This is a genomic window from Enterococcus ureilyticus, from assembly GCF_001730315.1.
GTDB lineage: Bacteria > Bacillota > Bacilli > Lactobacillales > Enterococcaceae > Enterococcus_L > Enterococcus_L ureilyticus.
On sequence record NZ_MIKC01000023.1, the window covers coordinates 96,161 to 110,030 of the forward strand.

17 protein-coding genes are annotated in these 13,870 nt (G+C 36.6%); 7 read left to right on the forward strand and 10 right to left on the reverse strand.

What is annotated here, in order from left to right:
- Positions 1–69: 69 nt before the first annotated feature.
- Positions 70–768, reverse strand: a complete 699-nt coding sequence (locus tag BCR24_RS09535) for a glucosamine-6-phosphate deaminase (RefSeq protein ID WP_069640319.1) — start codon at positions 766–768, stop codon at positions 70–72.
- 153 nt (positions 769–921) lie between these two features.
- On the reverse strand, positions 922–1,686 hold the full coding sequence (locus BCR24_RS09540) for a C39 family peptidase (protein ID WP_069640320.1): 765 nt from the start codon (positions 1,684–1,686) through the stop codon (positions 922–924).
- Positions 1,687–1,927: 241 nt separating this feature from the next.
- On the opposite strand from BCR24_RS09540, the gene BCR24_RS09545 reads away from it, so the two are divergent.
- The 6 genes from BCR24_RS09545 to BCR24_RS09570 all read left to right on the forward strand — a co-directional run bounded on the left by BCR24_RS09545 (position 1,928) and on the right by BCR24_RS09570 (position 5,176).
- Positions 1,928–2,293 carry a hypothetical protein gene (locus BCR24_RS09545; protein ID WP_069640321.1) on the forward strand — a complete coding sequence of 122 codons (366 nt, stop codon included), beginning with the start codon at positions 1,928–1,930 and terminating at the stop codon, positions 2,291–2,293.
- A 173-nt stretch (positions 2,294–2,466) separates the two neighbouring features.
- On the forward strand, positions 2,467–2,943 hold the full coding sequence (locus tag BCR24_RS09550; protein WP_069640322.1) for a GNAT family N-acetyltransferase: 477 nt from the start codon (positions 2,467–2,469) through the stop codon (positions 2,941–2,943).
- Positions 2,944–3,045: 102 nt separating this feature from the next.
- Entirely contained in the window at positions 3,046–3,513 is a 468-nt protein-coding gene (locus BCR24_RS09555) for a GNAT family N-acetyltransferase (protein WP_069640323.1), read from the forward strand.
- Positions 3,514–3,530: 17 nt separating this feature from the next.
- Positions 3,531–3,914, forward strand: a complete 384-nt coding sequence (locus BCR24_RS09560; RefSeq protein ID WP_069640324.1) for an ACT domain-containing protein — start codon at positions 3,531–3,533, stop codon at positions 3,912–3,914.
- Positions 3,915–4,005: 91 nt separating this feature from the next.
- On the forward strand, positions 4,006–4,752 hold the full coding sequence (locus BCR24_RS09565; protein WP_069640325.1) for a class I SAM-dependent methyltransferase: 747 nt from the start codon (positions 4,006–4,008) through the stop codon (positions 4,750–4,752).
- A 19-nt stretch (positions 4,753–4,771) separates the two neighbouring features.
- Positions 4,772–5,176 carry a DUF1622 domain-containing protein gene (locus BCR24_RS09570; RefSeq protein ID WP_069640326.1) on the forward strand — a complete coding sequence of 135 codons (405 nt, stop codon included), beginning with the start codon at positions 4,772–4,774 and terminating at the stop codon, positions 5,174–5,176.
- Between the two features lie 84 nt (positions 5,177–5,260).
- Here the strand turns inward: BCR24_RS09570 and BCR24_RS09575 are convergent, their stop codons facing one another.
- Positions 5,261–6,043: a hypothetical protein gene (locus BCR24_RS09575; protein WP_083244374.1), complete on the reverse strand. Its 783-nt coding sequence runs from the start codon at positions 6,041–6,043 to the stop codon at positions 5,261–5,263.
- Positions 6,044–6,312: 269 nt separating this feature from the next.
- On the opposite strand from BCR24_RS09575, the gene BCR24_RS09580 reads away from it, so the two are divergent.
- Positions 6,313–7,050 (forward strand): class A sortase, encoded by a 738-nt coding sequence (locus BCR24_RS09580; protein ID WP_069640328.1) that lies wholly within the window; start codon positions 6,313–6,315, stop codon positions 7,048–7,050.
- A gap of 60 nt (positions 7,051–7,110) precedes the next feature.
- On the opposite strand, the gene BCR24_RS09585 is transcribed toward BCR24_RS09580, so the two are convergent.
- From BCR24_RS09585 to BCR24_RS09615, 7 genes are all read right to left on the reverse strand, one after another.
- Positions 7,111–7,332, reverse strand: a complete 222-nt coding sequence (locus BCR24_RS09585; RefSeq protein WP_069640329.1) for a hypothetical protein — start codon at positions 7,330–7,332, stop codon at positions 7,111–7,113.
- A 284-nt stretch (positions 7,333–7,616) separates the two neighbouring features.
- Complete coding sequence (locus tag BCR24_RS09590; protein ID WP_069640330.1) at positions 7,617–9,311, reverse strand: oleate hydratase; 1,695 nt, start codon at positions 9,309–9,311, stop codon at positions 7,617–7,619.
- Positions 9,312–9,419: 108 nt separating this feature from the next.
- On the reverse strand, positions 9,420–9,995 hold the full coding sequence (locus BCR24_RS09595) for a TetR/AcrR family transcriptional regulator (RefSeq protein WP_069640331.1): 576 nt from the start codon (positions 9,993–9,995) through the stop codon (positions 9,420–9,422).
- Between the two features lie 443 nt (positions 9,996–10,438).
- Positions 10,439–11,089: a signal peptidase I gene (gene lepB, locus BCR24_RS09600; protein WP_069640332.1), complete on the reverse strand. Its 651-nt coding sequence runs from the start codon at positions 11,087–11,089 to the stop codon at positions 10,439–10,441.
- A 15-nt stretch (positions 11,090–11,104) separates the two neighbouring features.
- Positions 11,105–11,773 (reverse strand): hypothetical protein, encoded by a 669-nt coding sequence (locus BCR24_RS09605; RefSeq protein ID WP_069640333.1) that lies wholly within the window; start codon positions 11,771–11,773, stop codon positions 11,105–11,107.
- A 22-nt stretch (positions 11,774–11,795) separates the two neighbouring features.
- Positions 11,796–12,944 (reverse strand): WxLIP family cell surface protein, encoded by a 1,149-nt coding sequence (locus BCR24_RS09610; RefSeq protein WP_069640334.1) that lies wholly within the window; start codon positions 12,942–12,944, stop codon positions 11,796–11,798.
- 88 nt (positions 12,945–13,032) lie between these two features.
- Positions 13,033–13,854, reverse strand: coding sequence for a WxL domain-containing protein (locus tag BCR24_RS09615; protein ID WP_069640335.1), 822 nt, complete (start codon positions 13,852–13,854; stop codon positions 13,033–13,035).
- Positions 13,855–13,870 lie beyond the last annotated feature (16 nt).

Below are 13,870 nucleotides of genomic sequence, written 5' to 3' on the forward strand. Positions count from 1 at the left end.
CGAGAACATACGTTTGTAAAATGTGTAAAAAAATTAAGACATTTTATCGCCTTAATTTTTTTCATTCTTTTATTTGTCAAGCTCACTGGCTGCAGCTTCGTCTAAAATAACTGTAAGATTTGGATGTAACTGTAAGACGGATGCTGGAAGCTCTTCTGTTACTGGACCTCGCAGTACCTTTTTGACCATCTCAGCTTTTTTCTCACCATTTACGATCAAAATCAAATGCTTCACACGCATCACACTGACAGGACCCATCGTCACGAATTCTAGTCCTGCTTCCATCATATCTGGTACAAACCACGGCTCCTCTCCAGTGACTTTGATTTTATAAGTCAAATTTTCAAAACTTGTCGTTGTCGGCATATTCCCGCAGAAATGGCCATCTCCGCCTAATCCAATCAGCATTGCATCCAAACCGCCAGCCATCGCTAATCGTTTATCTTGTTCTGCATAGTTTTCTACTGTTAGAGGATGGATGTTTGCTTCATTGATATTTGCAGGTGTTAAATATAATTTACGTAAATCAGTAATCGTGATGCCTTCTGCTTGATCTGCTACAGGAATTTCATCGAAATTATAATAATGAACATTCGCATAATCTGGGGAGTCTTTGACAATGTCTACCATTCTTTTATAGACTCCAACAGGTGTATTGCCAGCTGTTATAGATAAATTAACGCGTTTATCTTGACTCATATGACCTAATAAAATATTTTTAGTTGTTTCACTCATCGCTTCAAAATCTTTTTCGATAATAATTTTCATTCCGTTCACTCCATTTCCTTCTTATACTCCAATTGTATAATGTGGGAACCATCCCATGTCAATGGCTTAATCAAAATAAATAGAACGTTTTCTTTTTTGATTGAAGGTGAACCCGCCCTCCTCACACAAAGGTTGGTCTGGTTCACCTTTTTTTTATTTATAGATCGCCCAAAAATTCAAAGCTTCATTCATTAATTCATCTGCTGTAAATTCCTTTTTCGAATGTCCTTTAATTTCAGAATCATTTGGGTCATTCAGCCAGAATTTCCCATTATTTGTCCCAGTAAGTACCATGATATGGCCAGTTTCTGTAAATAAACCTGGTTTCACGGAAATAATGACTGGATGATTTTGTTTTAGCTGTTCTTCAACAGCAGTAATATCTGTTTCAAGATCTTCAAATTGATAGCCCTTAGCCATTGCAAAATCAGAGAAAGCTGACCACGCTGTTCCTTCCCCTTCTAAATAGTAATCATTTTTGGACCAATTTAGAATATCTTGTGGTGTATATTGTTTGTTATCTAAAAAAGAAGAGACCATCGCTAATGAAAGAATCGCACAGCCATTGATTTCTAGAGTATTTCCATCAGGATTCCCCATACCATAAGGTGTGGCCTTCCATTTATCATCAGTTTGTAACAATAACTCGATCGGCATTCGATTGACAAATTTTCCTTGTCTTAAATCTTCATTGACTTGTTCTGTATAGGTGAGTTTTTTGACCTTCTCTGGTTCTTTTGAACTCTCACTTGTCTCCGTTACTTTTGGTTCATCTGCTTTTCCATCAGCAAATAATGCTGAAAAACCATGCCCTTCTTCCATCGGTGCTACTTTGGCTAAAATAGCCCCTGCAAATGCTGCTACTACTAGTAATGCAATAATAGGTAATGTTGATTTTTTTTCTATTTTTTGCTTCATTGATATCTCCCTCTTTTAAGTTGAAAGTTCCAGCTATTTCTCTCACTTTCAAACAAATTACTTAAACGTAATCAGTACTTCTAATATTACTGAATCTGCTGAAAAAAGCAAGTAAGAATAATCATTTATAAAGTTATTGCGAACATATTTTCTTGAATTATTTCTCTTTATTAGGTAGAATAGTAGTACCTGATTATTCAGAGTCTGATAGTAGCAGTAAATTCGCGAAGGAGGTAGAAGAATGGACAACAACCATAAATCAACAATGAAAAGCATTTCAAAATTGATCAGCCAATCTTCCCAAAGTTTCTTTTCGGCATTTTTAGACGACTCTAAAGATAAGCAGAGTAAAAATAAAGAGCGTGAAGAAATTCTTAAGAAATTACAAGTTGCTTCTGCGCAAAAAAGTTTAGTTGTTTTACAATTAAAAGAAGTGCCGACTTCTCAAAAATTCGAAACAGTTTCTGGATGGATCGTCTCCAAGAATATAAGTGATTCGATCATGTTACGCTTACAAGAAGATAGCCAACAAATCCGGATGATCACTGTTGACCATATAAAAAAAGTTAGTACCTTGTCTAAAAATGACAAACGTCTGATTAAATAAAAAACTGTTGGAGAGGAGCATAAGCGCTTTTCTCTAATTTTTTTATTTAAAGATCAATTCTCTCTACCATTTCGCTCATCCATTGGCTAGGAGAACAAGCATTTTCTCCAATCATGTGATTTGAATCGATCTTTTTGTGATAAAATGAACAAAAAGAAGCATTGGAGGATACTATGAACAACACAATCAAACCGCTCTTATCTACAAATGGAGCTCAGCTTAAAGAAGCACTCACACTTGTTCACTCAGTTTTCCAAGAATTTGAAGCACCTGATTACGCTAATGAAGGGATCGAACGTTTCAAACAATTTATCACTTTTGATGAAATCACTCAACAACTAGTTGCCAAAGAATTGATGATTTGGTCCCATTTCTCCGATGAATCAAAAATAACAGGAATGATTGCATTGCGTCTACCAAACCATATCTCCTTACTTTTTGTAGACAAAGCCTATCACAAACAAGGGATTGCACGCCGACTTGTGGAAACCGTTGCGACATACTGCCAAACATTTCACAATATTTCAGAACTGACACTCAACTCTTCCCCTTACGCAATTAAAGCTTACAAACATCTAAGCTTTAGCCCTACAGACATTCAGCAGGAAATTGATGGAATTATTTTTACCCCAATGAAAAAAATACTATAAATCAACTGCACAAGTGCCGTCAAAAAAGTTATACTAGCTATAGAGGAATCGTTATTTTCCTATCGGCTAAAAGAAACATTACGTAAGGCAGGAGGAACGATCATGTATCTAACCATGTATGAAGATACCCACGAAACACTTATTCATAATTACTGCTTATCAGAAAAAAAAATGCGCTACGTTCGTGAACCTAAAATAGCTACAGCTTTAATAAAAAAAGATCCACTGCGACACGCTATTCTTGCTTTTGAAGGCGACTATTTAGTAGCTTTTTTAACCCTTTATGAAGCCAACGGTGGCAGCTTTTACTCTACAAATAAAAACTGTTTATTAGTACAAGATCTCTCAACTGATTATCGTCATTTAAGGAATGGCTATGTCCAACAAGCGGTTCAATTATTACCAGCCTTCGTCCGACAACAGTTTCCGACTATTGATGAACTGATGATCATCGTCAATGAAGATCAGGCTTTCACCAAGGTATTATGCAAAGAAGCTGGGTTTCAAAATATTTATAGTGAGTTGCCTGATATTTATGGTTCTCAAGTTTTTCTACAGATTCTACTTTAAATAAATGGAGGTATCCTATGCAACTCAAGCTATTAGATTCTATCGATTATACAATTTTAAAATTACCTGCTCATGCTGAAATCCCCACTTTCTTTTATAAAATAGACACGTTCAAAAGCATTACCTACACCAAAGAAGAGTGTTCTCTTGTTGTACCGACAGCAACCATCGAAACAAAAGACGCTTTATCTATTGATAGTAACTGGTTCATTATCCAGGTCGTCGGCGAGTTGGATTTTTCTCTCGTTGGTATTTTGACTCAGTTAGCCAATCCATTAGCTGAAAATCTAATTTCAATTTTTGCTTTATCTACTTATAATACTGATTACCTTCTGATTAAAAATAGGGATAAAGAAAAAGCTATCCATGTACTTAGCCAGTACGGTCATACCTTTCAATAATATTTCATTGAATTCTCTTTTATGGGTATTATTTGAACAATCTGCTACAATAAAAGGGATAACATGAACGCTGGTTTAAAGGAGACATAATATGAAAAATGAATACGATAATCCTCATTTTTTTGATGCTTACAGTCAAATGACTCGTTCAAAAAAAGGTCTTGAAGGTGCTGGAGAATGGTATGAGTTAAAAAAACTATTACCTGACTTCACTGGAAGAACAGTCCTTGATCTTGGCTGCGGCTATGGTTGGCATTGTCGTTATGCAGTGGAACAGGGTGCGGAAAAAGTCATTGGCATTGATTTATCTGAGCGAATGATTGAAAGAGCCCAAGCCATGACTGATTCTTCAAAAATCAGCTACCTTTTAATGAGTATGGAAGAAATTGATACTTTAAATGAAACGTTTGATATCGTGATCAGTTCCTTATCACTTCATTATGTTTCTTCTTTTGATACAATTGCAAAAAAAGTCAATGACTGTTTAAAACCTAACGGCGATTTTATTTTTTCCACAGAGCATCCGATTTTCTCAGCACAAGGAACGCAAGAATGGATTTATGATCAAAACGGTCAGCCACTTTACTGGCCAGTTGATCGCTACTTCGACGAAAGCATTCGTGAAACCAGTTTCTTAGGCGAGCAGGTCTTAAAATACCATAAAACATTGACTACTTACATAAACGGGCTGTTAATCAATGGTTTTCAACTCACTCATTTGATTGAACCGATGCCAGCTCCTGAAATGTTAGCGGCCAATACTGAGATGCGTGATGAGTTGCGTAGACCAATGATGCTGATCGTTTCTGCAAAAAAAACAACGAACCAAACTAATTAGCCCAAAGGAGGTTTCTTCTATGCACGACCTAGCTCAAAACATTATGGACAACTTGATTCCTTTCTTTGACTTATTTATTTTAGCGTTGAATATTTTTTCGATTGTCGTCTTGATTTGGGGTGTTATTATGGCGGGTATCGATTTCCTGAAAAGTGAACGTACCGATCGAAACCGTGTTGTAATGGCTCGACAAAACAACTTTATTAAAAGTTTTCTAGGTAGTTATATCTTACTTAGTTTAGAAATTTTAATTGCTGCAGATATTATTGAGTCGATCATCAAACCGACTTTTCAAGATATTTTAAAACTAGCGATTTTAGTTGTGATCAGAACGGTTATTTCCTATTTCTTGCATAAAGAAATCGAAGATGCATTGAAAGATAAAGAAAGTAAAGATGACCAAAAAAAACGAGTTGATCTGTGATGACACGGCCTAGAAGGATAAATTCAATAAAAGAGGCTCTTTGCCAACTAATGTTGGTAAAGAGCCTCTTCTTTGTTATTTTAGTTAAGCCTGTCTCGGTAATTCGATAAAGCCAAATTCATCTTCTTGCATTAAACGCCAAGTCCGTTTAGCTGTATTATAAATCAATATAGCAATTACGGGTTCCTTTCGGTAAGCGAAATTCTTGGTTTTCCATAAAGAATCTTCTACCACATGAATTGGAATATGGTATTCTTTGCCTTTGATATCCATCTGATCAAAACAAAAAACAACGCCTTCTTGCAAAATCGGTTTCATTTCCTTCAATAATTCGCCATCGAGCTTCTCAACTGGAATCCCACGTTTGAAAAATGTCTTGCGATCATTGACCTTCTCTAAGATCACCCGAGTGATTTTATCAGCTAAAATACGATAAAATTCGTCAATATAGCGATAGTAAACTCTAGTCATATGGTCCACAAATTCAAAAAAAACGAAATCATTTTGTAATTTATAAAAAAAAGGCGAATGTAAGCTTGTTTTCATATGACCAAAGTAAAGCAACTCTGAAATTTCCATTGGCGTTAATTCCTTGAGCATTGTCACATCTGAAAAATCGATCCATTTGATTTCTTCGTTTATCTTGCGACGATGAGCAATAGAGAAATACTGTTCGACATTCTCTTGCCCACGAATGATCTTCAAGCCACTATGCATATCATACTCGCCTTCTTCAGCAGAAGGGTTCAGTAAAAGCAGGTTCTTAGGGTGATGAACAATAGAGCGCGTAAAATCTGTATGTGTGATTCCTTTTGATAATACTGCATTACTTGTCATATCAATATGTACATAAATCAATTCCAACATTTGTTCTATCACCCCTATCAATTGTCTTCTCTTTCATTTTACAATATTTTAGCAAAAAAAGCTTGTGTCTTTTATTTTAAGATTCAGTTACAAACAGTTAAAAAGGAGCAACAATCTATAGTAGATAGCGGATAAACGTCTAAAAATAGCATTCGCGTACCCTATTTTTAAGGATCCTTTTAAATAATAATATTTAGAAAAAAATAAAGATTTTAAACTAGGGTTTCAATTTGATTTATGATACACTTAAAAGAAAAAGGAGGAAGCATATGGCCTCAAGAAAAGAACGCCCTAAAAAGAAAAAATCTAAAAAGAGAAATTGGCTAATCAATATCTTTTTATTTTTATTATTGGTTGTTGGTTTAGCTTTAGTTTTTAATACACAAATCAGAAATTGGTTGATTCAACAAAACGGCAAAGAGTACGCAGTGGAGAAGTTAACACCTGAGATCGTTGCAAAAAATAATCAAACAGATACTTCTTTTGATTTTGAAGCAGTTGAATCGCTTAGTACCGAAGCTGTTCTTAAAGCGCAGCTAGCCAATAAAAATCTACCTGTTGTTGGTGCAGTTGCATTGCCTGATGTAAAAATCAACTTACCGATTTTTCGTGGTTTAGACAATGTTGTTTTACTAACTGGTGCAGGAACGATGAAACCTGATCAAGAAATGGGCAAAGGAAACTACGCTCTTGCCAGTCATCGGGTACAGGATATGATTTCATTATTTTCACCCCTAGAATACTCAAAACCTGGTGAATTGATTTATACAACTGACTTAAATAATGTTTATACATATAAGATTACTTATGTTGAAAAAATCGATCCTTCTAGAGTTGAGTTGATCGATGATGTTCCAGGCAAAAAAATGATCACCTTGATTACATGTGGCGATATGTACGCTACGACTCGAATCGCTGTACAAGGTGAATTAGAAACTGTTACACCGATGAAAGAAGCAACACAGGCGATGACAGATGCGTTTAACATGGAACAATTGACGTTATAATATTTCAAAATAAGCTAGGACGGAAGTGTTAACTTCTCTCCTAGCTTATTTTAATTCTATCTATAAGCGACTTGTCCTTCTCATTCGACCATAACTATAACGAATTGCAGATAATACAAGTACAATGGGGTACATGAACAGCGTTACTGCAAACCATTCTACGTTGAAAACAGATATAAAAGCTACATGATAGGTAACGGCGTAAATCAAAGGCAAAACAAGTGCCATCAACCCATAATACAAACTCATCTCAAATACAACTGTTTTAAATAAACGCTTCATGATTCATTTCCCCAATCTTTTTTAACTTTATCTCGTATTTTTCTCTTGGTTCGTTCTCTACTATTTTATTGTACTTGTTTCTCTTGAGAGATACATCCATCTAAAGACTGAGATTTTTCTAGTCCAATGACCCTATATAGTTTTGACTCTACTTTTCACGAAAAAAGAGGACGAGACAAAAGCTTATTTCCGAAGGATCTGCTTTTTTCTCGCCGTTTACTCGAATTAAGAGCGCGAAACAAAACTGAGTTTTCGTTTTGTCCCACGCTCTTAAGCAATTTAGTTTATCTAAGCATCGTTTGTGCAGCTTTTGCCAGCACTTTTGGATCACGATTATACGGTGTAACAGGAATGATTTCCTTATCAATATCAAACAGTGTATAAACCGCAATTCTTGCAGCTCGAACAGAGTACTCTTCTGTAAAGACCATATCTTTTGGAATTTCCACAAATTGACTGACCATTGCAAAGTTTGTGCTATTTTCAGGAACAACTTGCGGACGATCTGTCATTTTACGTGGTTGGAACTGTGCATCAATATATGGCATGTAGGCAGGAATCACATTCACCACATCTTTAATGATTTCATCCCAATCTGCTTGCCAGCCCATTTGACAGATCCATTCATATAAAATTTCTTCCCCAGTACAATCACGCATTGGTTTTTTCACATAATCACCAACTTTATCTGTGTAAATACCGTAGCCCCAGAAAATAGTCGTGTCAGGATCTTGATTTTTAAAATGAGGTTGAGCCGCAACAACGGTACTCATCAACCAACTAGAATCTTTCAACGTCATCAAAGCACCTGATCCAGGAATATTGCCGGAAAACTCTTCGATTCGTTTTAATAACTTATCCCCTCGACAAGTAACAGTAAAACTTTCCCAGTTCGTTTCAGCTTCATTACCAAAGAATGGTTCAGGATTACCTAATCCTGCTTTTTTCTTGGCAATATTGCGCCATAGACGTGCAGAACGTGATTCTTCCGTCACTTTTGGTGCTGGTGTGCTCCAATCACCTTCTGTTGAACTATCTGTCATCGTTCCGTTGGTCATGATCACAACATCTTCTTCATTTAGTTCGATGGTTTCACCATTTCCCAGTTTTAATGCAGTTACAGTGATTTCAGAACCTGGTTTAAATTCTAAATCTACCACGTCTTCATTTAAGGTAAAGTCTACCCCATGTTTTTCTAAAAATGCTTTTAATGGTAAAATCACGCTATCATATTGATTTAAAGGTGTACGAGTAACTCCTTCTAAGGTATCAATTCGAGAAAATTCTAAAATCATCCGATTCATATAACGGCGTAATTCAAAGGCACTGCTCCATTTTTGGAAAGCAAAAGTTGTTTGCCACATGTACCAGAAGTTGGTTTCAAAGAAATGAGGACCAAACCACTCTTCGATCGTTACACCATCTAAACTTTCTTCAGAAGCTGCTAATAATTTTGTCATCGCTAAACGATCTTCATTGTCAAAGCCCATTGTGTGAGCGTCAAGGATTTCTTGGTCTTTTGTCACTAAACGTGCTTGTGCGTGAGTAGGATGTAAATGATCAAAATTCAAAATTTCTTCTGTTACACTATGGTTTGGCCATTCAAGGGAAGGAATGCTAGCAAATAGTTCCCAGAAATTTTCATAAGTTTCTTCATTCAACATACGACCACCACGTGCGACAAACCCTTTTTCGTTTGTCCCTATTCCATCATTACTACCACCAAGTATTTTCATGCCTTCGATCACATGGATATTTTTTCCATTAAAGTTTGCATCACGAATCAAGTAAGCTGCTGCTGCCATTGTCGCAATCCCGCCGCCAATTAGATAAACTTGTTTGTCTCCATAATAACGGCTGTTGATCTCTTCTTCCACTTCAGCAACTTTTTCGTCTTTCTTTTCAGCGGCTACTTTTTTAGCAAGATAAGCCGCGCCTAATGCACCAGCTGCTGCTAATCCAATATGTCTTTTTTTCATGAAAATCCCTCCGATTCAATTTATGAATCTAGCGTACAATGATTTCATGTAAATGTCTTGTGATAGCCTTTCCATTTCGTCTTCTTTTTAGACACTATGGACAATTTGTCACAATAGTTCGTTTTCTTGGGCGTATAAACGATACGAGAAAAACTCTGTGTCTTTAGCTAGTCGGAATAATTGTGTAGCGATTTCTAGCGGTGACTCTTTATAACTACCTAATATCCAATCGATTAAGACACCACTGCATCCGTATGAAAAAAAACGAGCATAGAAGATTTTATCTTCTGGAAGCAATTGATTTTCTTTATCCATTTGATCGAATAAATTGATAAATAGTCTATTCGTGATCGCTGAAAAACACTTTCTTAAAATATCTGAATCAGAACTAACTGTATTATAGTAGAAATCACTTTTAGCTTGGATTGCTTTTAACATTTTTAAGGCTTGCTCTTCCCAATTGTCGATACTGATATCTGGTGAATCCAGATAAATCAATGCATCGTGAGTATATATCCAGCGCAAGAGATCCTGTTTGTCAGTAAAATGGTAATAAAAAGTTTGGCGATTCAAACCGACTTCTTTGGTGATATCTTGAACGCTGATTTTACTAAACAACTTTTTATCGCATAGTTCGATCAGTGCCGATGAGATAGCTTTTTTGGTTATTTGTGATTCACTCATAGTTTTTTCCTCACTTTTTTTAGATAGGTTTATCATACCAAAAAAGCGAAAGAAAATATAAGGTTTTGAGGGATTTTTAGGGATTGTTAATGGTTGGTCCTCTTGGAAAGGGGCTTTTAATAAATCATCTCTCGTTTTTTCTATGATTGCTGTTCAAAACTGATAACATAAATCTTGTTTACTTCCTTCCATTATACTTACCAAAATACGCTATCTATTCATTGATGAATGCTTAATATTTCATGAGGTAGTAGAAACAACCGTTACTATTTATTATCTAAACAAGATTTCATAAATACTTTAAAATTAAACTTTCTTTTAGTTATTTCAACAGCCTAAAGGATAATTCTCCCATTAATTCAAAAATAGCAGGTTGAAAATTGAGAAAAATTTTCAACTTGCTATTTTTATTAATGGAGCCTATATTCTGACCTCACTATAGTTTAAAATGCTTTGATTTCATTAAACGGAAACAACTGTGTGGTCACTTTACCAAGGAAACGCTTTTCCGCAACCAATCCGTAATGCCGGCTATCCGTCGCATAGGGTCGATTATCCCCTAGTACAAAATAATACCCCTCTGGAATCACAATCGGCTGTTGCTCAAAATCTTCTGTATAATCACGCCCATTTTTTTGACTTTCATTGATTTCGTCTACCAAAAATTTTTCATCCACTGGTTGCTCATTCACAAACAACGTATCCTGAGTATATCGGATTGTCTCTCCTGGTAATCCGATGATTCGTCGAATCTGCGGTTCTCCGTCTCCGACAGTGTATGCGACTATGTCAAATCGGCGAAACGTTGTTTTTTTTTGAATTAATACCTTGTCTCCTTCACGCAATGTCGGAACCATACTATAACCGCGAACTGTTAGGATGCTGATGAAGAAGACACTTACTCCAATAGCTACTATACTAACTAAAGTCACGGCTAGAAAGAATTCTTTTATCTGCCACCTGCGCCTGCGCCACTTTTGCTTAGAGACTCGCTTGTCTCTTGAAGGACTGCGTCTTTTCCCACTAGATGGTATACGGGTGTTACGACTAACTTTAGTCGTGTTCTTTTTTTTAGGTATCGGACGTTGTTTCATCGTTTCTCACTCCATTTATTTCTCTTGTGAGAAGGCAGACTCATCCACATTATAATAAGCGAATGCTGCTTTTTCATACGTCTGTACCTTTTTGATGTCTTCTAAAAAATCGTCCACAACAGCGTCATTACCATAAAAATTTTTGGTTTGAGTACTGGCATTCATCCCTAATTGTTTGACGGCATTATAATAGCGATTCAATGTCAACTGCCCTTCTTGCGAATTAGACGTACTTGCCGTTTTCGATCCGTAACTTGCCATTGCGGTAGCAAGATACCGAATATTTTTTTGCATTTTTTCTTCGTCATCGCCCTTTTCTTTAGCAATCGTGATCTGTTGTTCAAAATCACGCAATAGATAATACCCTTTAACCACAGAATCCGAATCATCTGTTGTCAAATTCATTGATTGATAGTAGGAAAGATAGCCAGATGCTCCACCAAATAGAACCGTCACTACCAATAGAATAAGGCAATATCTAAGGCTTCGTTTCCTCTTATTTATCAACTTTTGACGTTTGCGCGCTATAAAACGTCGTTTTTTCTTATTTTTTATTCGTCTGACTGGTAGCCGGCGAATCTGCTGCGATGTTCGTAAGATCTGTACCAAAAAATAGGCGGATCCTAGGAGTGCAACGATCGTTAGTGCGATACCTGTAACGAAAATCCAATCTACGATAGACACTCTCTTCAGCTCCTATACTCCATTAATTCTTTGGCTTCTTTCGTTTGTTGCTTGTCAGTTCAGTTACTTGTTTTTTCTTTTTTTTACGTGCTCTTTTGGCTATGTCCTCTTTGGTTTGTTTCTTTTTTCGAAGAAAACGTAGAAGAATAAAGAGCAGAATGATCAATATGAGAAAGGCTGCAACGATTAGTAGAATCAATTTCCAGTCTAATCCTTTTTCTTGAACCAGACCTACATCGCGTTCATTAAATTTGTTGGCATCCTCATCTGTAATCTTAAACTCCTTTTTCCATGTCCATTTTTTTTTCCCTGAAGTAACTAGGATATCCGCTTCATAATCGCCTGGAACCATTCGCTCTCCATTCATACTGACTGGAAAATCAATAAATGAGTTTGGTGCCATCCGCATCGCTGTTTGTTTGCGTTCGTATAATACCGTTTCCTTTCCTTTTTCTGTAATTTGTACTTCAACAGTCATATTATTTAAATACGCAGCCATCACATTAGAAAAATTGACGAAAATTGCATTACGATAATTGCTTTGCCCAGCTTTGACGTTGTTTAGAGTCAAATCAGGATCTATCTTGGTCTCAGTTTCTTGTAAAACCATCCCAATAACATAGGCATATTGATTGATGATTTTCGATCCTCCACCGTCTGTTGCGGCATTTGTTTGGCCAGCACGCATCAATTGAACACCCCCAGCTATAACGCCATCATAGCTGGTTTCTGGCATATCAATTGTCAACTCTAAGTTTTTGGTTTCTCCTGGCGCTAGATCGACAGATTCTGGTGCTTTTACCAACTCTGTAAAGTCAAATTTTAGAGACGGATCGTTTTTGATCGTAGACTCCCCATATTCAATGACCCCATTTTGATTGGTTTTTGCTCCATTGACTTTCACATCAATGGTCACTTTTTCATCACTGGGATTGCTTAAGGCAATTGCTAATTTTTGATGCTGGCCTGGTGTCATTTTTAATTGATAATAGCCTAATTCTTTATCTACTTGATTGTCGGGAAAAGTGATACTGTAGGTAAAACCTGTAGCACCTGCTGGATTCTCAGCAGCGGAATAACTAGGAACTGCTTGTAAAAAAAAGAGACCAATAACCATGACACTCAAGAAAATACTCACCCAATGTTTTGTAGATACTGTATGTGATTTCATAACTAACCTCGTCTATTCTAAAGTATATTTTCTATGTACACAGAGGAACAAGTTAAACTTGTTCCTCTGCAAAAATCGAAGATCATGCTTATCCTTCTGGCGTTACTTCTGGTGTTTCTTCTGCAGCTGGTGCAGCAGTAATTTTCCATGTGACTGTTGCAGTATAATTTGTTGCTGCCATGTTTGAAGCTGTAGCGGCTGGAACAGTTAATTTCACTGAATTCGCATCAGTACCTGCGACACCCACAGTTGAATCTTTACTTTGACCAAATTCCATTGCATAACGACCTTTACCTTCTTTTTTATCTTTGCTTGCCGTTACGATTGTTTTGGCATCATTCGCTGCTTCCGTTAGTTGAAAAGCAGTTTGTGCACTTGATGGTACTGTATTTGTATTGTCGCCTTGTGCAGCAATTATTCCATTACTGAAATCAATTGTTGACCCTGTCAATACGTTTGTTCCTGTACTATCTTTGAATTGGCTTGATAATTGAGCGGTCACTGTATAACCGTATGTTCCTCCCGCACGAACATCTGCCCATTGTACGTATGCGCCACGCGTTTTCGCACCACTTTCAAAACTCATTGGTTTCGCAAAACTTGTTACAGTATTCGCTGATGTTTTAATTGTTCCAAAGTCTAAATTTGTTGTTTTTTCAATCACTAGGGAACCAGTATCTGGGTTTGTATTTTCTCCTGGAGAGTCTGGATCTGGTGTTGGTAATGTTTGGTCAGGATTTTCTGGATCGACCGTTCCTTGGTTACCACCACCAGCTGTTCCTTCTTCTACAGTTACATTTCCTGTTGAACTTAATTCTGTTGGTGCTGCAAAAGCAGGGGATGCTGTTCCTACCACCGCTACTCCTAAGATTGCTGCTAATGTTGTTGTACAAAGACTTCTTGCTTTCATATTGTTTTTCCTCCTA

What these genes read in the sequence shown, in the direction of transcription:
- BCR24_RS09535 (WP_069640319.1), bottom strand. Translation starts at nt 768, where the DNA reads ATGAAAATTATTATCGAAAAAGATTTTGAAGCGATGAGTGAAACAACT.
- BCR24_RS09540 (WP_069640320.1), bottom strand. Translation starts at nt 1,686, where the DNA reads ATGAAGCAAAAAATAGAAAAAAAATCAACATTACCTATTATTGCATTA.
- BCR24_RS09545 (WP_069640321.1), top strand. Translation starts at nt 1,928, where the DNA reads ATGGACAACAACCATAAATCAACAATGAAAAGCATTTCAAAATTGATC.
- BCR24_RS09550 (WP_069640322.1), top strand. Translation starts at nt 2,467, where the DNA reads ATGAACAACACAATCAAACCGCTCTTATCTACAAATGGAGCTCAGCTT.
- BCR24_RS09555 (WP_069640323.1), top strand. Translation starts at nt 3,046, where the DNA reads ATGTATCTAACCATGTATGAAGATACCCACGAAACACTTATTCATAAT.
- BCR24_RS09560 (WP_069640324.1), top strand. Translation starts at nt 3,531, where the DNA reads ATGCAACTCAAGCTATTAGATTCTATCGATTATACAATTTTAAAATTA.
- BCR24_RS09565 (WP_069640325.1), top strand. Translation starts at nt 4,006, where the DNA reads ATGAAAAATGAATACGATAATCCTCATTTTTTTGATGCTTACAGTCAA.
- BCR24_RS09570 (WP_069640326.1), top strand. Translation starts at nt 4,772, where the DNA reads ATGCACGACCTAGCTCAAAACATTATGGACAACTTGATTCCTTTCTTT.
- BCR24_RS09575 (WP_083244374.1), bottom strand. Translation starts at nt 6,043, where the DNA reads ATGTTGGAATTGATTTATGTACATATTGATATGACAAGTAATGCAGTA.
- BCR24_RS09580 (WP_069640328.1), top strand. Translation starts at nt 6,313, where the DNA reads ATGGCCTCAAGAAAAGAACGCCCTAAAAAGAAAAAATCTAAAAAGAGA.
- BCR24_RS09585 (WP_069640329.1), bottom strand. Translation starts at nt 7,332, where the DNA reads ATGAAGCGTTTATTTAAAACAGTTGTATTTGAGATGAGTTTGTATTAT.
- BCR24_RS09590 (WP_069640330.1), bottom strand. Translation starts at nt 9,311, where the DNA reads ATGAAAAAAAGACATATTGGATTAGCAGCAGCTGGTGCATTAGGCGCG.
- BCR24_RS09595 (WP_069640331.1), bottom strand. Translation starts at nt 9,995, where the DNA reads ATGAGTGAATCACAAATAACCAAAAAAGCTATCTCATCGGCACTGATC.
- lepB (WP_069640332.1), bottom strand. Translation starts at nt 11,089, where the DNA reads ATGAAACAACGTCCGATACCTAAAAAAAAGAACACGACTAAAGTTAGT.
- BCR24_RS09610 (WP_069640334.1), bottom strand. Translation starts at nt 12,944, where the DNA reads ATGAAATCACATACAGTATCTACAAAACATTGGGTGAGTATTTTCTTG.
- BCR24_RS09615 (WP_069640335.1), bottom strand. Translation starts at nt 13,854, where the DNA reads ATGAAAGCAAGAAGTCTTTGTACAACAACATTAGCAGCAATCTTAGGA.